The sequence below is a fragment of the Mumia sp. zg.B53 genome (assembly GCF_019550935.1).
Lineage (GTDB): Bacteria > Actinomycetota > Actinomycetes > Propionibacteriales > Nocardioidaceae > Mumia.
The window spans coordinates 129,998-154,436 of sequence record NZ_JAHWCK010000006.1 but is presented as its reverse complement, the minus strand read 5'-3'; the positions used below and the strand labels follow the sequence as shown (position 1 = coordinate 154,436).

The window sequence follows — 24,439 nt, the reverse complement described above, 5'->3', positions numbered from 1 at the left end:
ACTGGAGACGCTGGCGAGCACGAACCCGCTCGGTCTGGGGCCGTACGAGTCCACAACGCACATCCAGGGTACGGGGTCGTTCGTCACACGGTCAACGCGGGCTAACACACGCCCGCGGACCACTCAGTACTCGGGGGCCAGGAACGCCGCGAGCGCGTCGGTGTACATCGCCGGGTCGGCCGCTCCCATCAGCTCCCTCGCCGCGTGCATCGCCAGCTGCGGGGCTCCGACGTCCACCGTGGTCATGCCGGTGCGGGCGGCCGTCAACGGACCGACGGTTGACCCGCAGGGCAGGTCGGCGCGGTGCTCGTAGCGCTGGAGCGGGACGCCGGCCTGCTCGCAGGCGAGCGCGAAGGCGCCGGCGCCCGACGCGTCGGTGGCGTAGCGGAGGTTGGGGTGAACCTTCAGGACGGGACCGCCGTTGGGGAGGATCCGGTGTGACGGCTCGTGGCGGTCGGCGTAGTTGGGGTGCGTCGCGTGAGACATGTCGCCCGACGCGACGACGGACCCCGACACCGCGCGATGGTAGTCGTCACGCGTGCCGCCGGCGGCGAGGACGATGCGTTCGACGACGGTCACGAGGAGGTCGGAGTCGGCGCCGCGGTCAGAGGTCGAGCCGACCTCCTCGTGGTCGAAGAGGACGAGCAGCGGAACGACACCCTCGGTCGGCTGGTCGACCACGTCGAGGAGGGCGGTCGTCCCCGCCCAGCACGTCGTCTGGTTGTCGAGGCGAGGAGCCGCCAGCAGGTCGGCCTTCCGGCCGAAGACCTGGCTCGGCACCAGGTCGTGCGTCATGATCTCCCAGCCGAGGAGCGCGTCTGTCTCCACATCGAGCCGGCCGGCGACGTCGGCCAGGAGGTCGGCCTTCTCCCCCACCCCGTAGATGCCGTCGAGATGACGCTGCGGGTCGAGCGCGACGCCCTTGCGGTCCTCCGAGAGGTGGATCGCGAGCTGGGCGACGGTGAGCACCGGTTCGTCGATGCGGACCAGCAGATGCTCCGCGCGCCCCCCGCGCCTCACGGTCACCCGACCTGAGAGGCCGAGCTCGCGGTCGAGCCACGAGTTGAGCAGCGGGCCGCCGTACGGCTCGAGGGCCACGGTCTCCCAGCCGGCGCTGGAGCGGTCCGGGCGCTGCTTGACACGCAGGTTGGGAGAGTCCGTGTGCCCCCCGACGATCCGGAACGCCGACTGAGGTCCGGCCGCCGACTCGGTGGACCAGGCCACGACCGAACCGCCACGGACGAGGAAGTAGCGTCCCTGCTCGGTCGGCCAGGCCTCGGTCTCACGAACCTCGACGAACCCGGCCGCCCCGAGTCTGCGGGCCACCTCCGCGCAGAGGTGGAACGGACTCGGGGAAACGTCGACGAGCGCGCACAGGTCCTGTGCGCGCTCGTCTCGTGGGCTGGGGTCAGTGCTCTGCGTCGACATCGCCGTCATCGTAGCCAGCCGCTACGACAACGTCACACCGCTAGGCCTTGGCGGTCGACGGCTCGGCCGGCGAGTCCTCGTCGGACGAGGTGTGCTTGGGCGTCGAGTCGTCACCGTCGCGGCGTCCCCGGAGCAGCAGCAACGCACCGGCGATGATCAGCAGTCCGCCGAGGATGGCGCCGACCAGCGGGATGGTGGTGCGCACCATCCCGAGGAGCGAGGCCTTCGTCTTGTACTCGTCGACCGTCGCCTTGACCGTCTCGTCGTCGTAGGCCAGCTCCGCGTCGGTGATCGTCGCGCGAGTCTCGCCGTCGACGTCGAGCGTCGCGAGCTGGGCCTCCTGACCCTTGATGATCACACCGGTCTCCGGCTCGACCCACAGCGTGCGAACGTTGCCGTACATGCGGTCGGCGACCACGGTGGACGCCTCGGGCATGCCCACGAGGTTGCCCGGGACCTGCTGCTCGGCGATCTTGGTCGGCTCGATCGTCTGGACGAACTTGTAGACGGTGAGGCCCTCGAGCTCGTCGGTGCCCTCGTACTTGGCGGGCACCGCCTTCTTGAGCGAGCCGTCCCAGAAGTCGAGCGACTCCTTCTGCGTGTTGAACGGGAACTTGAAGTAGTTGCCGAAGAAGCTGAACGGCTCGATCTCGACGCCGGTGCTCTCCGTCTTGGCTCCGGCCCACCGGACCGTCTCGCCGGTGTGGCGGTCGAACGGCACCACGTCGCGCGTGCCGCTGAGCGCCTCCTCGGCCGGCGTGCCCGGAGGCGCCGTGTAGGAGAGCGTGTCCCACACCGCGACGTCCTTGTCGAGCTCGTCACTCGCATCCTTGCCGGCCTCGACCTGGCCGACGACGACGCGACGGGACTCGAGCGGACCCGACTCGATCACGGGGCCGCTCGGAGCGGCGACGTTCAGGTAGGACGCGTCCTTGCCCTCGGCAGTCTTGGAGACCGTCGTGGACTCCTGGTCGAGCGGCACTACGGCCAGCTGGTCGTACGCGTACGTCTTGGCCAGAACGGCCAAGACCAGAAGGAACGCGCCGATCACAACAGCAGCGAACCCGGTCTTCTTGCCCACGTGAACTCCCTCACAGTCGATGAGACGCCGGTGACACTACCAGCCGGTAGCCCGGTCCGGACACGATGTGGTCGACGAGCGAGGCAATCGTGTCCTAATCGCGACCCGGCCGGCCGATGCGTGCACCGAAGCCCGCGGGCCGACGCGCAGAGTGCGGCTATAGTCCGCACGGTGATCCCCGTCTCCCAGGCCGTCACCAGCTGGCTCCCCGACGACCTCGAACGGCGGCAGAAGGCCCGTGCGCTGGCCGGCTCCCTCGTCGTGGTCCAGCTCGCCCTCCGAGCGTGGGCGGTGTTCGGCGGCTTCTTCCTGCTCGACGACTTCAAGATGCTTTCGCAGGCGACCGAGCGCGGACTGACGCGCTCCCTGCTGCTCGAGCCGTACGACGACAAGCTGATGCCGGGCGGTCGGCTCATCGGCTGGCTGGTCAGCGAGGCGGGTCCCTTCAACTGGACGGCCGCCGCGTGGACGCTCATCGCCCTCCAGGCCGTTGCGAGCATCCTGTGCTGGGTCATGCTGAGCACCCTCTTCGGCGAGCGGCTGGCCACGCTGGTGCCGTTCGCCGTCTTCCTCTTCACCCCGATGACGCTGACGGCGCTCATGTGGTGGGCTGCCGGCATCAACCTGCTCCCGGTCCAGATCGCCTTCTTCGTCGCCGTGACCGGGCACGTCGCCTATCTCCGCAGCGGCGCTCTCCGGCACGCACTCGTCGCCACGGTCGGGCTCGCGGGTGGCCTGCTCTTCTACGACAAGGCGCTCCTCATCGCGCTCGTGTTGCCCTTCCTGGCGGTGGCCTACTTCCGCCGGGGCCCGCTGCCCTCGCGGCTCCTGGGTGCCCTTCGGCAGTGGTGGAAGGGTTGGGCGCTGTACGCGCTGGTGCTCGCCGGCTACCTCGGCTACCGCTTGGCGTTCGTCGACTCACCGGTCGCCACCACCGGCGACCTTCGCCTGGGCCTCATCATGCAGACGCTGCTCGTGGAGAGCTTCCCCGTCTCGCTCCTCGGCGGACCGTGGGCCTGGGACCCGGCTGCGGCACCGACCGTGGGGATCGATCCACCGCTGGTGCTGTGGGCAGCCAGTCTCATCCTGCTCGCCGCGGTCGTCGCGACTGGGTTCCTGCTGCGGGTGCGCACCGGGCGGGCCTGGGTGCTCCTCGGCGCCTACCTCCTGTGCGAGGGCGTGCTCCTGGCCCTCGGACGCGGCAGCGCGGCGGGAGAGATGGCCGCGCACGAGCTCCGCTACCTCGCCGATGTAGCGCCGGTCACGGTGCTCGTCCTCGGTCTCGCGTTCCTGCGGCTACGCGGCGCACCCGACTCCAGCGCCCCGCGTCGGGAGCCGCTGCTCGCCGTCGTCCCGTCCCGGAGCGCGATCGTCGCCGTGATGGCGCTGCTCCTGATCGGGTCGGTGGTGTCCACCGTGCGCTACGTCAACTTCTGGCACGCCGACTTCCCGGCACGGGTGTACGTCACCAACGCGATGAAGGCCGTCCAGGGCGAAGGACGGCTGACGATCGCCGACGAGAACGTCCCGGCATCCACCATGTGGCCGCTGCTGTATCCGGCGACCCTCCCCTCCCACTTCTTCGCACCGCTCCCCCAGATCACCGCCGTCGACGCGGGCACCAACCTGGAGACTCTGACCGAGGCCGGCATCCCCGTCTCGGCAGGCGTCACCCCGAACATCGTCGGAGAGGCCGCGCCCGGTGCCGAGCCGGGCTGCATCGCCAGCCTGTCCGAGGGCGACCGCGTGAGCGTCAGCACCAGCGGCCCTGTCCCGGGGTACGCCCCGTGGATCTATCTCCAGTACCGTGCCGAGACCAGCGGCACGGTCGTGGTCTCGTACGGCGGCAACGCCGACGAGATCCCATTGGACGCGGGGGTCAACACCTACGTCGTCCGCAACGACACCACGTTCCGTCACATGGTGTTCGACGACCTCCGAGGCGGTGACCTCTGCGTGACGAGCCTGCAGATCGGCAACCTGGTGGCGGTCCAGTGAGCGGCACACCACCGGCCGCCGGCATCGTGCGGCACCGCCTCCCGGACCACGCCTACCCCGGGCTCGACACGCTGCGCGCGTTCGGCGCGCTCGCGGTCATCATCACCCACGTCGCGTTCGCGACCGGTCACTACCAGACCGAGTTCTTCGGTGGGCTCCTCGCGCGGCTCGACGTCGGCGTGGCGGTCTTCTTCGTCCTCTCGGGCTTCCTCCTCGGACGACCGTTCCTGAGCGCGATGCGCGACCGCCGCCGCCGACCGGCCACCGGGCGATACCTGTGGCGTCGGGTGCTCCGCATCTGGCCGACCTTCGCCCTCGCGGTGGTGGCAGCGATGCTCATCCTCCCCGACCAGGACCTGAGGCCCGTCGAGTGGCTGCGCACGCTCACGCACACGCGACTGATCACGGTCGGGTACGACTTCCCGCACGGGCTGACGCAGATGTGGAGTCTGGAGGTGGAGGTCGCCTTCTATCTGGCCCTCCCCGTCATCGCGTGGGCGATCGCGCACACGGTCACGCGTTCCCGGTGGCGCCCACGGGCCGTCGCGATCGTGCTCGTCCTTCTCGGCGTGGTCAGCGTCGCGTGGACGGCAGGGGTCGCCGATCTGGTCGCACCCGGCGCATCCGCCCCGACGATGTGGCTCCCCTCCTATCTCGCCTGGTTCGCCGGCGGCCTGCTCCTCGCGCTGGCCGATCTCGAGCCCGACAGTGCCTGGACCGGGCGGGCGCGCGTGGTCGCGTCGAGTCCCGGAGCGCTGTGGGTCATCGCCGCGGGTCTGCTTCTCGTCGCCTCGACCCCCGTCGCAGGCGAGGTGGCGCTGGTCCCGGAGTCGGAGTTCCAGCGGGCGATGCGCATCCTGCTCTTTGCCGCCATCAGCACCGTCGTCGTGCTGCCGGCCGTCTTCGCCGATCCCGACAGCCCGTACGCCCGCGTCCTCGCGTGGAAGCCGCTGCGCTACCTCGGAGTCATCTCGTACGCCAGCTTCTGCTTCCACCTGCTGGTGCTCGAGCTGACCTTCCGCTGGCTCGACATCCCTCAGTTCGCCGGCGCGTTCGGCATGGTCCTGCTCGTCACTCTCGCGGCGACGCTCGTCGTGTCGGTCGCCGTCTACGAGCTGGTCGAACGCCCGCTCGAGCGCGCCCGCAACCTCAGTCTGGGGCGGGTCCTGCGGCGACCCCGCAAGTCCTCCAAGCAGGTCGCCGTGACCACGCCCAGCGACGCCAGCGCCAACCACTGAGGCCAGGCCATCCGCCACGCCTCGATCTCGGTCCCGCCGTGCGGGCGGAGAGCGTAGGCGAGCACGAGAGCACACAGCAGGGACGCCGCGAGCGCGAGCGGCACCAAAGGACTCGTCGAACGCCGCCTCACCAGCACGGCCACCCCGGCTCCCGCGCCCGCGGCGAGGAGCGCACTCGTGCCCCCGATCAGGAGCAGCGCGCCTGCGGCGAGAGCGCCGGCGAACCACGGCCAGACCCTCGCCGCACCCAGAGGTGCCGCGGAGGCGCCGAGACGTCGCAGCAGCGGACTGGCCGCCAGGGCGAGGAAGAGCGCCAGGAGGCCGAGACCACCGAAGATCGCGGCGCGGTAGGCCCGGTCCGGGACGAACTCGAGCGTCACCTCACCGCCTCCGGGGGTCGCCCACGCCTGCTGCCACCCGTCGATGGTCATCGCCGTCAGGCGCTCCCCGTCACGCTCGGCGACCCATCCTGAGTTCTGGTTCTCGCGGACGTTGAGCAGTGCCTGTCCTGACGGGACCTCCACCTGCCGACTGGTCGCCTCCCACCGCTGGAGGGCGGCAGGTCGTGCTCCGTTGGCGGCCAACGCCTGCCGCTGGAGGACCAGGGTGGACGGGCGGGCGTACGGGGAGGCCTCGGCGAGGACCCTGCTCGGGCCGGCGGTGAGGGTCACCGGTCCGTCGCCGCACAGTCGCGCGGGGACGGGCGCGCCCGAGAAGAGCTGACGCTGAGAAGCGACGAGCGCGGTCTCGCGACGTACGCCGTCGACCTCGACGGTCGGACCTGTGCCGCAGCGGTACTCGCGACTGGTGTCCCCGAGCAGAGCACCGACATCCGGCCCGCGCCCAGGCAGTGAGATCTCGCTCACGCCGAGGCCGAGGGCCCCGGAGTCGCCCAGGTCCGACAGTCCCCGGCTCAGGCGCGGGGCGTCCAGGTGCACCTCGACGCTGCGGACGCCTCTGACGCGCTTGAACGACACAGGCCGCTTGGTCCCGAGGGTGACCTCACGGACGGATCCGTCGTCGAACCGAAGCGTCGCGCGCGTCGGCGTGGTGGCGGGAAGGTTCTCGTCGTTGCGTATCGCGATCTGCGAGACGACGCTCGGATCGCGCCACCGCAGGGTGAGCGTGGGGTCGGGGTCGAAGGCCGAGGCGATCCAACCCGTGCCGTCGTCGAGGTCCACGGCCGCGAGGCCGCTGGAGGCCAGTCCGTGCGTGGCGCGGCTGGACGTGGTCGCCCTGACCTCACGACCGCGCTGAGCGAGCTCCTCGAGCTCTTCGCCTCCCCAGGGAACCGCCCGCAGGTCGGCGTCGAACGACTCGGCCGCGGGCAGCGACACGAGACGGTCGATCCGGCGGCCGTCCTCGCCGAGACGCTCGCTGAGCTCACGGCACCGTGTCTCTCCGTCGACGGTGAGGCAGCCCGGCCGCTCACGCGCGTCGGTCGACAGGAGGATCTGCGAGGGAGCAGGCCAGCCCTTCGGCAGACTCGGCAGCACGAGCGGTCGCCGCACCGCGACTCCCGCGATCGTGACCTCGCTCAGGCGGAGCGGACTCGTCAGGTCACGGTCGGTGCTGACACGAACGAACCGTGTCTCTCCCCCGAAGAGCGGCACGGTCACCGTCGTCCCCGGCACGAGCCGGGCAGTGCGGCTTCCGGCATCGGTCGTGACGACCACGTCGCGGCCCCGCGCGCCTGGGACGCGAGGGCTGCTCAGGACGACCTCTCGGACCTCCCTCGGCGTGGTCAAGCCCAGCTCGACCGCGTGCTCGCCGTCCACGGCGAAGCCCGACTGCCAGAACGTGTCGGGGTCGCCGTCGAACGCCGCGTACGGCGCGCGCGAGGGCTCCATCTGGCCGAGGTAGTCGGCGTCCGAGGCCGACGTGGTCGCGGTGATCGAGCGGGCGCCTTCGACCATCGCCGCCGTCCTCCAGCGCCCGGAGTCGCCGGACGTAGCGTAGTCGTGGGCAGGACGGTCGACCTTCCACCGGTCCTCGGCGGTCAGCGTGGTGCTGCGGTTCTCGTGCACGCGACCGAAGGTGACCTCCTGCCGTCGGGCACCGTCGGTGAGCACCACGGAGGACGGGGTGCCCCGCACGTCCGGCGCAAGCTGCGTCGGCTGGTCCGTGAGCACGCCGGCCTCGCCGAGCCGGAGCAGCGTCGCGGAGTCCCCGACGACCGCGGGCACGTCGTCGGAGTCGAAGGCCACGACGGCGTCGCCCGCGGGATCGGGATCGATCCGGTAGACCTCGACCGCCGTGTGCCAGGCCTGCCAGCCGCCGTTCACGTGGACGGGGCCGATCTCACCGCCGTCGAGGACCGACTCCCCACCGACCTCGGGCCCGAAGCCCGCGACCCGCTCGAGGCCGGGCGTGTCGGTGATCGACTGGTAGACCCGCGCCATCCCCGGGACGTCAGTGCGCGGGCGGACGTCGTTGCGGACCACCAGGTAGCCGATGCCGGCACGCCGCAGATAGTCCGCGAGGGCCTGCGAGCCGACTCCGCTGACGAGACGCTGCTCGATGGCGTCCAGCATCCTGATGTTGCTGCCCGGGGCCAGCGGCACCACGTTGCGGGTCGCCCACGGGCTGCGTGCCAGCGCCTGGAGCACCTCGTCGTTCGTCGTCCCCCAGAGGTAGTCGCCGAAGTCCTCCCCCGGGACGAGCAGCGCGCGACGACCGTCGTCGTTGTCCGCGAGGTAGTCGACCGTCTCCTGCCAGTAGCCGGGCAGCGACGGGAAGGATCCGCGCGGGGACAGCTGGCCGGACCACGCAGGTGTCGAGGCGCCGAAGACCAGCACGACGGCGAGGACCACGGCACCGGCAGCCCCGAGAGACGGCCGTGCCCCCGGCGCCCCCGACTCCGACGGTCGCGCACGCGCACTGGCCTGACGGGATCGCGCGACGATCGACGACAGCAGGGAGACCATGCCCAAGACGATGGGTATCCGGACGACGGCGTCGTACTTGTGAAGGTTGCGGAAGGGTGCGAGGACACCGTCGAGCGCGTTGTGGAGGTACGCCGAGCCGAAGCCCTCCACGGCACCGAGATGACCGAGGGTCAGGAGGACCAGCCCGGTGAGCAGACCCGCCAGCAGGAACCGCCGGTGCGGCATCCCACGTCGGGCGAGCCCGGCGACGCCGAACGCCATCAGCAGGCCGGTGTTGAGGATGAGCAGCGGCTCGACCAGGAACGAGTTGCCGGGTCCCGAGACGTTGGAGAGATACGGCACCCACTTGGTCGTCCCCCGGAGGGCGTCACCGAGCGACGACGTGAGAGTGGTGGTCTGCGCACTCTCGATGTAGTCGAGGAACTCAGGGCTGTGGCGACCGAGGAGAAGCAGAGGGACGACCCACCACAGCGTCGCGACCGCGACGAACGTCGGCCACCAGACCATCAGGGACCGCCGACGGGGCCCGCGTTCGCGGGTGAGCAGCCACAGGACGCCCAGCGGGAGCACGGCCGAGGTCGCCACGGCGTTCACACCGCCCACGCAGCCCACGGCGACGGCGCTCAGCGCGGCCGCTCGTACGGGCGAACCCCGCCGGCTGCCGAGCACGAGCGGTAGGAGGACCCACGGCGCGAGCGCCAACGGCCACACCTCGATGGAGATGGGCCCCAGGTTGGTCAGCATGCGCGGCGACAGGGCGTACGCCAGGCCGCCGAGGATGCGGAACCACGGTGATCCGATGCCGAGTGAGCCGGCAAGCTTGACCAGGCCCAGGAACGCGACCACGAGCACGAGCGCCCACCACAGACGCTGCACGATCCATGGCTCGATCCCCAGGGAGGACCCGAGCCAGAAGAACGGTCCCATCGGGAAGAGGTAGCCGTACGCCTGGTTCTGCACCTGCCCGAACCCGGCTGTCGGGTCCCACAGGTGGAGCGTCCGGGCGAGGTACAGACCCGGCTCGACGGCCTGGTCCAGCTTGGTGTCGGCGACGATCTCGCCCGGCGCGGAGACGAACGCGACCCCCGTGAGGAGGACCGAGCACGCGAACAGGCGGAGTCGCCACGTCAACCGCGCGGGCGCGTCCTTCATCGTCGCCGGCCCACGATCAGGATGTTCCAGCACGCCACCTCGCGCAGGACAGGCACGTGCACGACCCAGCGGGCCCATCCGGGGTGGTAGCGGGGGAACACGTCGAGCAGGTCCAGGTGCTCCGCGTTTCGTGCCCAGGAGAGCCCGTCGGCAGCCGTCACCTTGAACAACGAGGTGCCGAACCGGTTCTTCGGGCGTTGCGCGCGGACCCGCTCGTAGCGGCGAGCGGCGTACTCTCCGCCCAGGTAGTGCCACGGCGAGGTCTCGTGGCCTCCCCACGGTCCGTACCAGAGGGTCCAGGAGATCGCGACGAGCCCGCCGGGGCGGGTGACCCGCACCATCTCGTCGGCCATCCTCCACGGCCGCTCCACGTGCTCGAGGACGTTGGATGAGTATGTGACGTCGAACGCCCCGTCGCGGAAGGGAAGGTCCATGCCGCTGCCGATGACCGTGCCCCGCTCGGGCTCACCCCGACCCGACAGCTCGCCGATGTCGGAGTCCAGCGGCATGTACGAGGCGCCGGCGTCCCGGAACGCCCGGGCGTAGTAACCCGGACCGCCTCCGACGTCGAGCACGCTCTTGCCCCGGAGGTCGACGTAGTCGGCGACCTGCGCGACCGAGTCCGCCGCCAGCATCCCGTAGAAGTACGCGGGATCGGTCTGCTCGACGCGGTGGGCGCGGAACAGACGCACCGAGCGACCCAGCGTGGGGCGCGAGCTCGGGACAACGGGCGGGGACGCATCGATCACGCGCCGACGATAACCGACCGTGACGAACGTTCCGTGACCCCCTGACTCGCTGGTAATATTGCCCGACTTTGGGAGGGAGTCCGATTTCGATGTCACGGACCCATGTGCTGATCTGTAACTGGCGCGACACCCGCAACCCTGAGGGTGGCGGGTCGGAGCGATTCGTCGAGGAGGTCGCCCTCGGGCTCGTGCAACGCGGGTACGAGGTCACGGCGTTCTGCGCCGCCCACGACCACGCCCCCCGCGACGAGGTGCGCGACGGGATCCGCTTCGTGCGCCGCGGCAGCAAGATGGGCGTGTACGCCTTCGCGCTGCTTGGCCTGCTGCTGCGCCGGTTCGGGCGGGTCGACGTCGTCGTCGACGTGCAGAACGGTCTCCCCTTCTTCACCCGTTTCGCCACCCGCAAGCCGGTCGTGGTCCTCGTGCACCACGTCCACCGTGAGCAGTGGCCGGTGGTCTACCCCGGTTTCGTCGGACGGGTCGGCTGGTGGATCGAGTCGCAGCTCGCACCGCGTCTCTACCGTCGGTCCCGCTACGTCGCGGTCTCCACGGCGACGCGCGACGAGCTGGTGGCGCTCGGCGTCGCCGCAGACAGAATCTCGATCGTCCACAACGGCACCGACCCGAGCCCTGTGACGCACGTTCGGCGCACGGCTCACCCGTCCCTGTGCGTCGTCGGTCGCCTGGTCCCCCACAAGCAGGTCGAGCACGCGATCGACGCCGTCGCCGCGCTCACCCAGCTGCCCGACCTCGAACTCACCATCGTCGGCGACGGCTGGTGGGAGGAGGAGCTGCGCGCGTACGCGGCCGAGCGGGGCGTCGCGGACCGCGTCGTGTTCGCGGGCTTCATCGACGAGCGCACGAAGCACGAGATCTACGCCAGCTCCTGGCTGATGGCGCTGCCGTCGCTCAAGGAGGGGTGGGGCCTCGTCGTGGGCGAGGCCGGCTCGCACGGCACGCCGACGGTGGCCTACCGCTCCGCCGGCGGCACCCGCGAGTCCATCGACGACGGCGAGTCCGGCATCCTCGTCGACGACCACGCCGAGTTCCTCGACGCGATCCTTGCGATGCTGACCGACGACGAGTACCGCGAGCGTCTCGGCAAGGGAGCGTACGAGAAGTCGCGGGTCTTCACGTGGGCACAGACACGAGAGGGCTTCGCCAGTGTCCTGGCGAAGCCCTCTCGATAAGTGTCTGACAGGTCAGCTATTGGACCCGTAGTCGACCACCGACGTCGTCGGCTGTGGCGGATCGTTGTCCGCCGCGTTGCTCTGAACGACGCCGACGACGGTCGCGGCTCCAAGACCGACACCGATGACGATGGCGGCCACGCCACCAAGGAAACTGCCCACGTGAATCTTCCCTCCTGAGGTCCGGGGGCTCACGTTACCAGTGAGTTGCACCGGATGACCAACATCTTGGCGAGGTGGTTCGCGCGGTCACACCGGCCCCTCTCCGTACGGTTCCGATCCCCTAGTGTGACGTCATCATGAGCCCCACCACAGCCCGCCGGTCACCGAGCCGGTCGCTCGTCGTCTCCACGCGGCCACGTCAGTGGCTGAAGAACGTCGTGGTCGCCACGGCGCCCCTCGCCGCCGGCGTGCTCACGCAGCCGCAGGTCGCCCTGCGGGTCGTGGCAGCCGTCCTCGCGTTCACGGCGGTCTCAGCCGCCGTCTACCTCGTCAACGACGTGTGCGACGTGGAGGAGGACCGCCGTCATCCCCTCAAGGCGCTGCGTCCGATCGCCGCCGGCGAGGTGAGCGTGACGACGGCGCTCGTCACCGCGGTCATCCTGTCCGCGGGGGGGATCGGCGGCGGGGCGCTGCTCGACTGGCGGTTCGGGCTGACGCTGCTCACGTACGCGGTGCTGCAGGTGGCCTACGCACTGTGGCTCAAGCACATGTCCGTGATCGATCTCGCCGTCGTCTCCTCGGGATTCCTGCTCCGCGCCGTGGGTGGTGGTCTCGCCGCGGGGGTGCCCCTGTCCCAGTGGTTCCTGCTGGTCGCCGCGTTCGGGTCCCTGTTCATGGTCGCCGGCAAGCGCTACTCGGAGTTCTACGCCCTCGGCAGCAGCAGCGGCACCCGTCGCTCGCTCGAGCAGTACTCCGAGTCCTACCTCCGCTTCGTCTGGACCCTCGCGGCCGGTGTCACGATCACCGCCTACAGCCTCTGGGCTTTCGAGATCTCCTCCGTCGACGGAAACCCCTGGCAGGCCATCTCGATCGCGCCCTTCGTCATCGGAGTCCTGCGCTATGCCGTCGACGTCGACCGGGGGCTCGCGGGGGAGCCGGAGGACATCGTCCTGCGCGACCGCGGTCTGCAGGCGGTCGGAGTCATCTGGTTGCTGATCTTCGCCGTCGGGACAGTCACCGCATGAGCACTCCACCGGCACGCCGTACCAGCCTGTCCGGATGGGGTCGGACCAGCGCAACCGTGGGCGAGCTCCGCGTGCCGCTGACCGTCGACGAGGTCCGGCGCGGAGTCCTCGACTCCGGTCCCCGCGGCGTCGCTGTCCGAGGACTGGGACGCAGCTATGGGGACGCCGCGCAGAACGCCGGCGGCACGGTCCTCGACCTCACCGCCCTGGACGGATTCGTGGCGATCGACGAGGACACCCCCTCGGTGACCGTCCAGGCCGGTGTCAGCCTCGACACCCTGATGAAGGTGCTTCTCCCACGGGGACTCTGGCTGCCGGTGCTGCCGGGGACCCGTCAGGTCACGGTGGGTGGCGCGGTCGCGGCGGACGTGCACGGCAAGAACCACCACCGCGACGGCAGCTTCGGTCGGCACGTGTCCGCGCTCGAGCTGCTCACCGCGGACGGCACGGTCCGGCGGCTGACTCCTGACGGCGACGAGAGCCCGCTGTTCTGGGCGACGGTCGGCGGCATGGGCCTGACCGGCGTCGTGCTCTCCGCGACGATCGCGCTGACCCGGACGTCGTCCTCGTACTTCCTCGTCGACACCGAGCGCACGCGTGACATCGACGACCTCATCGCCGTGCTCTCCGACGGAGACCAGCGCTACCCGTACAGCGTCGCCTGGTTCGACACGACCCTCACCGGGCGCGGGCTGGGGCGGGGGGTGGTGACCCGGGGCCGTGCAGCCACCCCGGCCGATCTCGGTCCGCGCTACGCGAACGACGCCTTGCGGTTCGACGCCCCGTCGCTCGGGACGGTCCCGAGCCTGGTCCCGAGCGGTCTCGTCAACAGCGCGACCGCGCGCGCGTTCAACACCGCCTGGTACCACAGGGCCCCCCGGCACCGCGAGCAGGAGGTGCAGAACATCACGCAGTTCTTCCACCCGCTCGACGTCATCTCCGACTGGAACCGCCTCTACGGTGCGCGCGGGTTCGTCCAGTACCAGTTCGTCGTCCCGTTCGGCGCCGAGGAGACGCTGCGCAGCATCGTCGTGGACATCGCCCGCTCGCCGTACGTGTCCTGCCTCAACGTCCTCAAGCGATTCGGACCGGGCGACCCCGCGCCGATGTCGTTCCCGATCGAGGGATGGACCCTCGCGGTGGACCTTCCCGTGGCTCCGGGACTCGGAGCGTTCCTCGACCGCTTCGACACCCGGGTCGCCGAGGCCGGTGGACGGCTCTACCTCGCCAAGGACTCACGGGCGGCGCCCTCGACCATCGCCGCTATGTACCCTCGGCTCGACGAGTTCCGCCGGATCCGTGCTGACGTCGACCCCGACAACCGTTTCTGCACCGACCTCGCCCGCCGCCTCGCCCTCTGACCTTCGGAGACCCATGATCGACGCCACCGGCACCCCTCAGTCCGTCCTCCTGCTCGGGGCGACGTCCGACATCGGGCTCGCCATCGTCCGTGCCTACGCGGCCAGGCGCCCGGGACTGCGTGTGATCCTCGCCGGCCGTCCGTCCTCCCGTCGCGACGACGCGGTCGCTGCCGTGGGCGGTTGGGGTGCCACGGTCGAGACCGTCGACTTCGACGCCCACGACCTCCAGAGCCACGAGAGGGTCGTCGAGGCGGCGGCCGCCGGCGGCGACATCGACCTCGCCGTCGTGGCCTTCGGGCTGCTCGGCGACAACGAGCAGGCGTGGCAGGACGCGAGCGCCGCGGCCGAGCTGGCCACGGTCAACTACACCGCCGCCGTGACCGTGGGCGTCGCACTCGGTGCGCTCGTGCGACGTCAGGGGCACGGCAGCATCGTCGCCCTGTCGAGCGTCGCCGGCGCGCGGCCCCGGCGGTCCAACTTCGTGTACGGATCGACGAAGGCCGGCTTCGACAGCTTCTACACCGGACTCGGCGAGGCGCTGCGTCCGTCCGGTGGGAGCGTCCTCGTCGTGCGCCCTGGGTTCGTCCGCAGCACCATGACGGCCGGGCTTGACCCCGCCCCGCTCGCCGTCGCGCCCGAGGACGTCGCTGCTGCGGTCGTCTCCGCGGTCACGGCCGGACGCGACCAGATCTGGGTCCCCCGCGCGATGCGTCCGGTGATGTCGGGGCTGCGCCACCTTCCCCGCCAGGTCTTTCGGCGACTCCCGATCTGACGTCCGGAGGGCCGGTCAGGGGCGGGTCGGCGGCACCTCGTAGACCGTGAGCTGATCACCGCTGAAGACCGGCTCGAGGCCCGCCCGGACGGTGTCGAGCTCGTCGGCACCAAACGCGTCCTCCTCGACGACCACGAGGCCGATCCCCTCGGCCCGTAGGGCCGCGGCAGGATCCTCCGACGCGAGTGCGCTCGCCACCGCCCGCGCCCGCTCGTCCTCTCCCGCGACGACCTTGCCGGACACGACGAGGTCGTCATTCACGACCGACGACCGGGGGAAGTATCGGCCCGCGGGATCCAGCACGACCCGGCCGTCGTTCCACGCCGGGGCACGGAACGCGCTGAACGGAAGCACCAGGAGGTCGCCCGTGGCATCGCTGTCGGCGATGGCCTCGCGCGCCTGCTCCCACTCGGCCGGGTACGAGACCGCCTGCAGCCGGCCGCCCGCACCCCAGGCGAGATCGGGCATCACCGCGATCGGCAGCAGGATCGCGACCCCCAGCACGCTCCAGCGAGCGAATCCGGCACGAAGCCGCCCCGCGAGCACGGTGAGGCCCGCCGCCACGAGAATCGCCTGCAGCGGCGCCAGCAGAGCGAGGTAGCGCGCACCGTCACGGAGCAGCCCTCCACCGGGCACGAACTCGACGACCCACTCCAGCAGCCCGGGCACGTACGCCCCGAGGAGGGCGACGACGAGTCCCACGACCGCGGCCGGCGCGAGCGCGCGCACCGGTTCGCGGGCTGGGCCACCCCGCCACGCGGCCGCCGCACCGACGACCATCACCACCCACAGCACCACGCAGAACACCGTGGCGGTCACCAGGCTCCGCGAGTCGGGGACCACGTCGGCGTTCCAGATGCCGCCGAGGCTGAGTGCCGCGCCGAGCCTGCCGAGCCCCGCCTCCGGCCTCAACGCGAAGGCGGCGACCCCTGCCGGGTCGCTGCGGCCCGTCCCGGCGTGGGCGAGTCCGGCCACGATCCAGGGCAGGTTGACCGCCACAGCCACGACGACGACCCTCCCGCAGCGCCGCCAGCCGCACACCGACAGCGCCAGGACCGCGCCGATGACCCCCGACGCGGGACTCAGCGCGGTGGCGGCGAGGGGGACCACCCAGCGCCACCAGCGCACCCCCTCCCCCGCACGGACCTGGAGACAGGCGACGACGAGCCACGGCAGTGCCGCGTACGCCACCAGCAGCGGCCAGTGACCGATGACGAGGCGCTCGGCGACGTACGGGTTCCAGACGTACCAGGTCGTCCCTGCTACCTGGGCGCCGAGACCGAAGCGCTCCAGCATCCTCATCGCTCCGGCACCGGCCGCGACGAGGCTCCCGACCAGGACCACCTTCTGCAGCAGCCACCCCGGGACCACCAGGTTCGCGAGCGCCACGACGGCATCCGACGGAACGGCGCGCGGCGTCGCCGAGCCCAGTCCCCACACGTCGGAGCGGGCGATGTCCAACCGCGGCACGAAGACCATGTCGTAGGACAGGACGTAGCCGCCGGCGAGCATCGGCGCGCACACCAGCAGCGCCATGACCCACGGCCAGGCCTTCCCCCAACGTCGTCGACTCATCACGCATGGTTATATCTGGTCCGTGTCTGAGCCCACGTCCCCACCGAGCCCGTCGTCGACCGCCGTGAGCGCGGGGGGACGCATCGCCGTGGCCATGATGGTCATGAACGCCGGCGCGTACGCCTTCAACCTCGTCGCCGCGCGGGCGCTCGTGCCTGCCTCGTTCGGTGCGCTGACCGCGCTCCTGGGCGTCATCCTGGTCGCCAACGTCGCGGCGCTCGCGGTGCAGACGACGACGGCCCGTCGGATCGCCGTCGCACCTGCCTCGGCCGAGCGGGTCACGGCGACGGCCACGACGGTCTCCCTCGCCCTGGGGGCAACCGTCGGCGGCGTGCTGGCCGTCCTGAGTCCGTTCATCGCCGATGCTCTCCGGCTGGACTCGCCCTGGCCCGTGGTGCTCTGCGGAGCGGCGGTCGTCCCGCTGACGTTGATGGGCGCGCTCGCCGGCATCGCGCAGGGGCAGCACCGGTGGACCTCGCTGTCGGCGGTCTACGTGGCCAGCGGGGTGGGGCGCATCGTGTTCGGGACGGCGGCGATGCTGATCAGCCCGACCCCCACGGCGGCGATCGCCGGCGTCATGGTGGGCGCGTGGCTGCCGATCCTGCTCTGCGGGAGGTTGTTGCGGGTGGGCGGCGTCGTCGGCGCTCGACCGTACGTCTGGGAGGTCCTCGCGGGCTCGCACGCCATGCTCGCCTACCTCGTCCTCAGCAACCTCGACGCGCTCCTGGCCCGCGTCGCCCTCGACCCGCACGACAGCGGGCTCTACGGCGCCGGCCTCATCCTGACCAAGGCGGCGCTGTTCCTTCCGCAGTTCGTGGGCATCGTCGCGTTCCCCCGGCTCGCTCGTGCGCGGGCGGAGAGAGCTCGGAGGCTCGCCATCCTCGCCGTGGCGATCGTCGGCGCCTGCGCGACGGCGGCGACGGCAGCGCTGTCCGGTCTGGCGCTCATCCTCGTGGGAGGAGACCAGTACGCCGAGGTCCAGCCCCTGCTCTGGCTCTTCGCGCTGGAGGGCTCGCTGCTGGCGATCGTCCAGCTCCTCGTCTTCGACGCGCTCGCGCGCCGCTCGCACGGCATCGTCTCGCTCCTGTGGGCCGCGAGCGCCGTCGCCGCGAGCGTGATCCTGCTGGCACCGCTCCACGTCGGTGGCGTCGTGACCACGATGGTGGCGACGTCGGCCGTCGTCGCCGCCACCGCCTGGGCGCTGTCGACCCGCGCCCGAGACTGACGTCGCCGCCGGCGACGACGGGCGCTGCTAGTGGCCCGCCTCGTGCCAGGACCGCCCCACACCGACGGACACGTCGAGCGGGACAGCGAGGGTCGCAGCTGCCGCCATCTCGGCGCGGACGAGCTTCTCGACCTCGTCCCGCTCCCCCGGCGCCACCTCGAGCACCAGCTCGTCGTGGACCTGGAGCAGGAGCCGCGACGCCAGCCCCGACTCCCGCAGGGCCCGGTGCACGCCGAGCATCGCGACCTTGATGATGTCGGCGGCCGATCCCTGGATCGGGGCGTTGAGCGCCATCCGCTCGGCCATCTCGCGACGCTGACGGTTGTCGCTGGTGAGGTCGGGGAGATAACGCCGGCGACCCATGATGGTCTCCGTGAACCCGGTCCGGCGGGCTTCGTCGACCACGCCTCGCAGGTAGTCGCGCACGCCGCCGAACTGAGCGAAGTACTCGTCCATGAGCGCCTGGGCCTCACGGGTCTCGATGCCCAGCTGCTGGCTCAGGCCGTACGAGGAGAGCCCGTAGGCCAGGCCGTAGTTCATCGCCTTGATCCGTGAGCGCATGCCCACGTCGATCGACTCCGGGTCGACCTGGAACACCCGGGCCGCGGTCTGCGTGTGGAAGTCGGTGCCGGAGTTGAAGGCGTCGATGATGCCGTGGTCCTCCGACAGGTCGGCCATGATCCGCATCTCGATCTGGCTGTAGTCGGCCGTCAGCAGCGTCTCGAACGCCTCGCCGACGACGAACGCCTCACGGATCCGGCGCCCGGCAGCCGTGCGGATCGGGATGTTCTGGAGGTTGGGGTCGGCCGAGCTGAGTCGACCGGTGGCGGCGATGGTCTGGTTGTAGGTCGTGTGGATGCGACCGTCGGGCGCCACCGTCTTGCGCAGGCCCTCGACCGTCACCCGCAGCCGGGTGGCGTCGCGGTGCTCGAGCATGTGCAGGAGGAACGGGTGCTCGGTCTTGACGTAGAGCTGTTGCAGGGCGTCGGCGTCGGTCGTGTAGCCGGTCTTGGTCCGCTTGGTCTTGGGCATGCCCAGCTCGTCGAACAGGACGACCTGCAGCTGCTTGGGCGAGCCGAGGTTGATCTCCTTGCCGATCACCGCGTACGCCTCCTCGGCGGCGGTGCGGACCCGCGTGGCGAACTCGTCCTCGAGCGACTCGAGGGCGTCGCCGTCGACCGCGACCCCGACCTCCTCCATGTCGGCCAGCACCTGGACGAGGGGCAGCTCGACGGTGTCGAGCAGCGTGCGCCCACCCTGCTTGTCGAGCTCGGCGTCCAGCGCTGAGCCGAGCTCGACGACGGCGGCCGCCTGGAGCATCGCGTCCTGCGCCGCGGCGTCGTCGGCTACGTCGAGGGTGAGCTGGTCGCCGTGGTCCTCCACCCGCAGCTCGCGCTTGAGGTAGCGCAGCGCGAGGTCCTCGAGGTCGTAGGAGCGCTGGTCGGGTCGTGCGAGGTAGGCGGCGAGCGCGGTGTCGCTGGCGATCCCGTCCACGGCCCATCCCTGGGCCCGCAGCGCGAGGATCGGCCCCTTGGCGTCGTGGATCACCTTGGGCCGGTCGGCATCGCCCAGCCACGACGCGACCGCGGTGTCGTCGGCCGGTGTGAGGGTGGAGACGTCCCACCAGGCGGCAGCGCCCTCGGCGGTGGCGACGGCCAGGGCATCGACGCGCCCCGTGCCGCGCCCCCAGGCGCCGCTCACCTGGACACCGACCCGGACGCCGGGTGGCGCGTGCTCGGCCAGCCAGGGGCCGACCTGGCCCTCGCCGAGCACCTCGCCGGCCACCTCGAAGCCCTCCTCGGCCTCCGGCTCCTCGGTCGAGAGCGTCTCGAAGAGGCGGTCGCGCAGCACTCGGAACTCCAGCCCGTCGAAGACGCGGTGGACGGCATCGCGGTCCCACTGCTGCAGGCTGAGGTCGGCCGTCGTGACGGGGAGGTCGAGATCTCGGACCAGGGCGTTGATCCGACGGTTACGCACGACGTCGCCGAGGTGGTCGCGGAAGGACTGCCCCGCCTTGCCCGGCACCTTGTCAGCGTCGCGGACCAGGCCCTCGAGGCCGTCGAACTGGGCGAGCCACTTGGCCGCCGTCTTGGGACCGACACCGGGGACGCCGGGGAGGTTGTCGCTGGTCTCGCCCACGAGTGCGGCGACGTCGGGATAGCGCTCCGGGGCGACCCCGTACTTGTCCTGGACCGCCTGCGGCGTCATGCGCGCGAGGTCGGAGACGCCCTTGCGGGGATAGAGGACGGTCGTGCGGTCGGTGACCAGCTGCAGGGCGTCGCGGTCGCCGGTGCAGATGAGCACCTCGAAGCCGTCCTGCTCGGCGCGCGTCGCGAGGGTGCCGATGATGTCGTCGGCCTCGTAGCCCTCGAGCTCCAGATAGGTCACCCGCAGCGCGTCCAGCACCTCTTTGACCAGGGCTACCTGGCCGCTGAACTCCTCCGGCGACTTGGAGCGGTTGGCCTTGTACTCGGCGTACTGCTCGCTGCGGAACGTCTGCCTGGACACGTCGAAGGCGACCGCGAGATGGGTCGGCTGCTCGTCGCGGAGCACGTTGATCAGCATCGACGTGAAGCCGTAGACCGCGTTGGTGTGCTGTCCGGTGGTGGTCGAGAAGTTCTCGACGGGGAGCGCGAAGAACGCGCGGTAGGCGACGGAGTGACCGTCGATGAGGAGCAGACGGCCGTTGTCGACCGTTGCGTCGTCGGCCGGTGCGGTGTCAGCGGTGCTGGTCGAATCCACGCACCGACTCTAACGGGCGCGGCAGACAGCGTTCGTCCGGCCGACCGGCCCCTCCCTCGACCGACCGGCTCAGTCGCCGGCGGGGACCGCGGCGAGCTCCCCGCGCGTACGGCGCAGCGACCGGCGCACGGCGATCAGGCGCCCCGTGCCCCGGCTGGCGCCCGTACGGCCGACGGCGCGCGCCCTCAGGACCCGCACTTTCGCGGCACGCACGGTGGCGTAGTGGCCGAACCCCAGCCGGGTGAGGAAGCGGTGCGCGTCGCGCGAGTCCGACGGCGCCCACGCGTACACCAGCGAAGAGTCGACCTGCTCGGCCCAGTCCACCGCGACGTTCATCAGCGCGCAGGCGACGCCCTTGCGGCGGAAGCGCGGGTCGACGTGCAGCTCGCTCACGACGACGACCGTCCGAAGGTGCAGCGGCGTCGCCGGGGACAGGTCGACGTGGATGGCGCCGACCACCCGGTCACCGAAGACCGCCACGCACAACCGCCGAGACGTGGAGTCGCCCACGAGGGTCAGCGCCTGCCGCGCCTCGTCCTCCGAGGGTTCCTCCCACGCGGCCACGACCTGCGTCGGGTCGGCGAGCGCAGCGCCCTCCGCGACGCAGACCGACCACAGGTCGATCAGGCTGCGGGCGTCACCGGGGACTGCCTCACGGACCTCCATCTGAAGGCGCGCCACCACTCCTCCTCCTGCGAGCGGCGGCCCGCGACTCGTGCTCCGGCGGGCGAAGGCCCGCACCGAGCGGCATGGTGTCGAGTTCGGAGTGAAACACTACGCCGTGGCGGAGCCCGCTGTCAGCGGGCTGGGGAGGGAGACTCGTGTTCGTCGGAGCAGGAACGGTCGCCAACGTGGTCGCCGTCCTCGTCGGGTCCGGGATCGGCCTGCTCGTCGGCAACCGTCTGCCGGCCCGCACCCGCGTCGTCGTCACCGACGGGCTCGGCCTGGTGACGCTCCTCATCGCCGGGCTCTCGGCCGTTGCCGTCACCGACCGCGTCCTGTCCGACGCCGTCGGCCCGAGCGCGCCCGTCCTCATCGTGCTCGGTGCGGTCGTCATCGGCGGGCTGATCGGGTCGCTGCTCCGCCTCGAGCACCGTCTGGAGAGCTCGGGCACGTGGCTCCAGAGCCGTCTCGGCGGATCGGACGACGAGGGGGCCCGCGCACGGTTCGTCGAAGGCTTCGTCACCGCGTCACTCGTGTTCTGCGTGGGGCCGCTGACGATCCTGGGAGCCCTCACCGACGGTCTCGGCGGGGGTGCCGAGCAGCTCCTCCTCAAGTCCGCGCTCGACGGGTTCGCGGCGATCGCGTTCGCCGCATCGCTCGGGGTCGGCGTGATGGCAGCGGCCATCACCGTCGGGGTCGTCCAGGGCGGCCTCACCGTGCTGGGGGCGCTCCTGGGGTCCTTCGTGCCCGAGCCGCACGTCGTGGCGCTCACCGCCACCGGTGGCGTCCTCCTCGTCGGCGTGGGCCTGCGGCTGCTCAACCTCAGATCCGTCGCGGTGGGCGACATGCTGCCCGCGCTCGTCGTCGCGCCGCTGCTCGTCCAGTCGGTGGTTTGGCTGCGCTGACGACCGTCGGGCCTACTCCCGCGCGTCGTCTGCGGGTCCGGCAGCGCCGTCGGCGACCGCCGCACCACCGAGGGTGGGCCCGTGCTCCACGACGCCCTCGGCCACGGCACGCATCGGCAGACGCAGGTCCATCGCGGTCTTCTGGATCCACCGGAACGCCGCCGGCTCGGACACCCCGAGAGCCTCCTGCAGCAATCCCTTCGCCCGCTCCACCGCGCGACGCGTCTCGAGCCGGTCCTCCAGGCTCGCCACCTCGGCCTCGAGGGCCGCGACCTCGGCGAACCGGCTCACGGCCATCTCGATCGCCGGGACGAGGTCTGCCTTGCTGAAGGGCTTGACGAGATAGGCCATCGCACCCGCGTCCCGGGCCCGCTCGACGAGCTCGCGCTGGCTGAAGGCGGTCAGCATGACGACGGGGGCGATCCGCTGCGCCGCGATCCGCTCGGCGGCCGAGATCCCGTCGAGCTTGGGCATCTTGACGTCCATCACGACAAGGTCCGGACGAAGCTCCTCGACGAGGGCGACCGCCTGCTCGCCGTCGGCCGCCTGACCGACGACCTCGACGCCCTCCTCGGCAAGCATCTCGGCGAGGTCGAGGCGGATGAGGGCCTCGTCCTCCGCGATGACGACGCGACGGACGGGAGGGGGACTACCAGGGGTGCTCTGCGCAGATGTCACATGAGTAAGGTTATCCCGCGCCTGCCGGTGTCCGACGGGCGCGAGCCGGGTTGGCGGAATGGTAGACGCGGTGGTCTCAAACACCACTGTCCGAGAGGGCGTGCGGGTTCGAGTCCCGCACCCGGCACACCTCACCTTCGCGAGCGCGCCGAGGAATCTCCGCGCACCATGCGTCCCTGACGCTCGCCCTCGCCCAAGATCGTTGACTGGGACAACCGTGTCGTAAGGGATTCCAACCGTTTCATAACGGCTTGCCATCATCGGGCTGCGAACGCCCTCGGCTGTGCTAAAACGATGCAGTTACTGCATGGGACGCACCACCCCCGCCCTCGGCACTTCCGGGGCCGGGCACGACGAATCGGAGGACACCACCGTGTCTCGTTCCACGAAGGCGCTCGCGCTCGCCGCAGCGCTGGCCCTGGCCCTCGCGGGCTGCGCCAACAACGACGATGGCGACAACGGCGACGACAACAACAACGCCGCTCCCGAGCTCGAGGTCCAGACCGCAATCGACGCCCCGGACGATGCCGTCACCCCGGCCGGCGACGGCAAGGCGGAGTGCCCGGCGACGACCACGCTCGCCTACCTCGGCGCCGAGACCGGCCCCAACGCCCAGCTGGGCATCAACATCCTCAACGGCGTCCAGCTCGCGATCAACGAGCACAACGAGGCCAACCCGAACTGCCAGGTCAAGCTGCGCAAGTTCGACACCGAGGGCGACCCGAACAAGGCCACCGGCCCGGTGACGCAGGCGACCAACGACGAGAACATCATCGGTGTCGTCGGTCTCCCCTTCTCGGGTGAGTCCAAGGCGACGGGCAACATCTTCGAGCAGGCCGGACTCGTCCACATCACGCCGTCGGCGACGAACCCGCTGCTGACGACCAACGGCTGGACGACGTTCTTCCGCGGTCTCGGCAACGACAACGTCCAGGGCCCGGCCGTGCCGGTGCTCGCCGAGAAGCTCGGCGCCGACAAGGTCTACGTCGTCCAGGACGACTCCGACTACGGCATCGGCCTCGCGACCTCCACGACCAAGGCGCTCGGTGACGCCCTCGTCGGCACCGACAAGGTGACGACGGGCCAGAAGGACTTCTCGGCCACGATCTCCAAGATCCTCGCCGCGAAGCCGGACGCGGTCTTCTACTCGGGCTACTACGCCGAGGCGGCACCCTTCAACCAGCAGCTGGTGAGCAAGGGCTACAAGGGCATCTTCATCGGCCCGGACGGCGTCAAGGACGACCAGTTCGTCAAGCAGGCCGGCGATGCCTCGAGCAACGCCTACTTCACCTGCCCGTGCATCCCCGGTGAGCTGATCACCAGCTTCGCCGACGCCTACAAGGGAGTCTCGAAGGGTGTCGACCCCGGCACCTACTCGGTCGAGGGCTACGACGCCACGACCGTGCTCCTCGCGGGCATCGATGCCGGCAACACCGACCGCGCCAAGCTGAAGGACTGGGTCAAGAACTACGACGCCCAGGGCATCAGCAAGACCTTCAAGTGGGACGAGACCGGTGAGCTCACCGAGCTTCCCGTCTACGGCTACAAGGTGCAGGACGGCAAGATCGTCTCGGTCGGCGTGATCGAGTAACAACCGACTGCCCAAC

Annotated in this window: 17 protein-coding genes, 1 tRNA gene and 1 pseudogene; 10 read left to right on the top strand and 9 right to left on the bottom strand. The window is 70.9% G+C overall.

Going from position 1 to position 24,439, the window contains the following annotated elements; all coding sequences use genetic code 11:
• Nucleotides 1-123: 123 nt before the first annotated feature.
• The gene (locus KV102_RS17835; RefSeq protein ID WP_255561209.1) at nt 124-1,428 is read right to left on the bottom strand and encodes a M18 family aminopeptidase; all 1,305 of its coding nucleotides are present in this window, start codon (nt 1,426-1,428) and stop codon (nt 124-126) included.
• Nucleotides 1,429-1,468: 40 nt separating this feature from the next.
• On the bottom strand, nt 1,469-2,509 hold the full coding sequence (locus tag KV102_RS17830; RefSeq protein ID WP_220344440.1) for a DUF3068 domain-containing protein: 1,041 nt from the start codon (nt 2,507-2,509) through the stop codon (nt 1,469-1,471).
• A gap of 171 nt (nt 2,510-2,680) precedes the next feature.
• Here KV102_RS17830 and KV102_RS17825 point away from each other — a divergent pair, with 171 nt between their 5' ends.
• Nucleotides 2,681-4,507: a hypothetical protein gene (locus KV102_RS17825; RefSeq protein ID WP_220347077.1), complete on the top strand. Its 1,827-nt coding sequence runs from the start codon at nt 2,681-2,683 to the stop codon at nt 4,505-4,507.
• Nucleotides 4,504-5,559, top strand: a pseudogene (locus KV102_RS19340) (acyltransferase family protein); the annotation flags it as partial. The gene KV102_RS17825 and the pseudogene KV102_RS19340, both read left to right, overlap by 4 nt.
• Before the next feature lie 56 nt (nt 5,560-5,615).
• On the opposite strand, the gene KV102_RS17820 reads toward KV102_RS19340, so the two are convergent.
• The gene (locus tag KV102_RS17820) at nt 5,616-9,785 is read right to left on the bottom strand and encodes an alpha-(1->3)-arabinofuranosyltransferase family protein (RefSeq protein WP_220347076.1); all 4,170 of its coding nucleotides are present in this window, start codon (nt 9,783-9,785) and stop codon (nt 5,616-5,618) included.
• On the bottom strand, nt 9,782-10,534 hold the full coding sequence (locus KV102_RS17815) for a class I SAM-dependent methyltransferase (protein ID WP_308290367.1): 753 nt from the start codon (nt 10,532-10,534) through the stop codon (nt 9,782-9,784). The genes KV102_RS17820 and KV102_RS17815 overlap by 4 nt, the downstream gene beginning before the upstream one ends.
• A gap of 89 nt (nt 10,535-10,623) precedes the next feature.
• On the opposite strand from KV102_RS17815, the gene KV102_RS17810 reads away from it, so the two are divergent.
• Nucleotides 10,624-11,724: a glycosyltransferase family 4 protein gene (locus KV102_RS17810; protein WP_220347075.1), complete on the top strand. Its 1,101-nt coding sequence runs from the start codon at nt 10,624-10,626 to the stop codon at nt 11,722-11,724.
• Between the two features lie 12 nt (nt 11,725-11,736).
• Here KV102_RS17810 and KV102_RS19335 read toward each other — a convergent pair whose 3' ends face one another.
• Complete coding sequence (locus KV102_RS19335) at nt 11,737-11,865, bottom strand: hypothetical protein (protein WP_255561208.1); 129 nt, start codon at nt 11,863-11,865, stop codon at nt 11,737-11,739.
• Nucleotides 11,866-12,023: 158 nt separating this feature from the next.
• Between KV102_RS19335 and KV102_RS17805 the strand changes: the two genes are divergently transcribed.
• Genes KV102_RS17805 through KV102_RS17795 form a run of 3 tightly spaced genes read left to right on the top strand, consistent with a single transcriptional unit; the run spans nt 12,024 to nt 15,044 of the window.
• Nucleotides 12,024-12,911, top strand: a complete 888-nt coding sequence (locus KV102_RS17805) for a decaprenyl-phosphate phosphoribosyltransferase (protein ID WP_220347074.1) — start codon at nt 12,024-12,026, stop codon at nt 12,909-12,911.
• A complete protein-coding gene (locus KV102_RS17800) occupies nt 12,908-14,272 on the top strand; it encodes an FAD-binding oxidoreductase (RefSeq protein ID WP_220347073.1) in 1,365 nt (454 codons plus the stop codon). The genes KV102_RS17805 and KV102_RS17800 overlap by 4 nt, the downstream gene beginning before the upstream one ends.
• Nucleotides 14,273-14,285: 13 nt before the next feature.
• Nucleotides 14,286-15,044 carry a decaprenylphospho-beta-D-erythro-pentofuranosid-2-ulose 2-reductase gene (locus KV102_RS17795; RefSeq protein WP_220347072.1) on the top strand — a complete coding sequence of 253 codons (759 nt, stop codon included), beginning with the start codon at nt 14,286-14,288 and terminating at the stop codon, nt 15,042-15,044.
• Nucleotides 15,045-15,059: 15 nt separating this feature from the next.
• Here KV102_RS17795 and KV102_RS17790 read toward each other — a convergent pair whose 3' ends face one another.
• Entirely contained in the window at nt 15,060-16,619 is a 1,560-nt protein-coding gene (locus KV102_RS17790; protein WP_220347071.1) for a hypothetical protein, read from the bottom strand.
• Nucleotides 16,620-16,641: 22 nt separating this feature from the next.
• On the opposite strand from KV102_RS17790, the gene KV102_RS17785 reads away from it, so the two are divergent.
• On the top strand, nt 16,642-17,844 hold the full coding sequence (locus tag KV102_RS17785) for a polysaccharide biosynthesis protein (protein ID WP_220347070.1): 1,203 nt from the start codon (nt 16,642-16,644) through the stop codon (nt 17,842-17,844).
• A gap of 27 nt (nt 17,845-17,871) precedes the next feature.
• Here the strand turns inward: KV102_RS17785 and polA are convergent, their stop codons facing one another.
• Nucleotides 17,872-20,586: a DNA polymerase I gene (gene polA / locus KV102_RS17780; RefSeq protein WP_220344432.1), complete on the bottom strand. Its 2,715-nt coding sequence runs from the start codon at nt 20,584-20,586 to the stop codon at nt 17,872-17,874.
• A gap of 69 nt (nt 20,587-20,655) precedes the next feature.
• Nucleotides 20,656-21,267, bottom strand: a complete 612-nt coding sequence (locus tag KV102_RS17775; protein WP_220344431.1) for a GNAT family N-acetyltransferase — start codon at nt 21,265-21,267, stop codon at nt 20,656-20,658.
• A 140-nt stretch (nt 21,268-21,407) separates the two neighbouring features.
• Between KV102_RS17775 and KV102_RS17770 the strand changes: the two genes are divergently transcribed.
• Nucleotides 21,408-22,154 carry a DUF554 domain-containing protein gene (locus tag KV102_RS17770; protein WP_220347069.1) on the top strand — a complete coding sequence of 249 codons (747 nt, stop codon included), beginning with the start codon at nt 21,408-21,410 and terminating at the stop codon, nt 22,152-22,154.
• Between the two features lie 12 nt (nt 22,155-22,166).
• Here KV102_RS17770 and KV102_RS17765 read toward each other — a convergent pair whose 3' ends face one another.
• Nucleotides 22,167-22,832 (bottom strand): response regulator, encoded by a 666-nt coding sequence (locus KV102_RS17765; protein ID WP_308290366.1) that lies wholly within the window; start codon nt 22,830-22,832, stop codon nt 22,167-22,169.
• 44 nt (nt 22,833-22,876) lie between these two features.
• Here KV102_RS17765 and KV102_RS17760 point away from each other — a divergent pair.
• Together KV102_RS17760 and KV102_RS17755 are read left to right on the top strand one after the other, a co-directional pair.
• Nucleotides 22,877-22,959, top strand: a tRNA-Leu gene (locus KV102_RS17760).
• Nucleotides 22,960-23,205: 246 nt separating this feature from the next.
• Complete coding sequence (locus KV102_RS17755; protein ID WP_301022374.1) at nt 23,206-24,423, top strand: branched-chain amino acid ABC transporter substrate-binding protein; 1,218 nt, start codon at nt 23,206-23,208, stop codon at nt 24,421-24,423.
• Nucleotides 24,424-24,439: the final 16 nt, after the last annotated feature.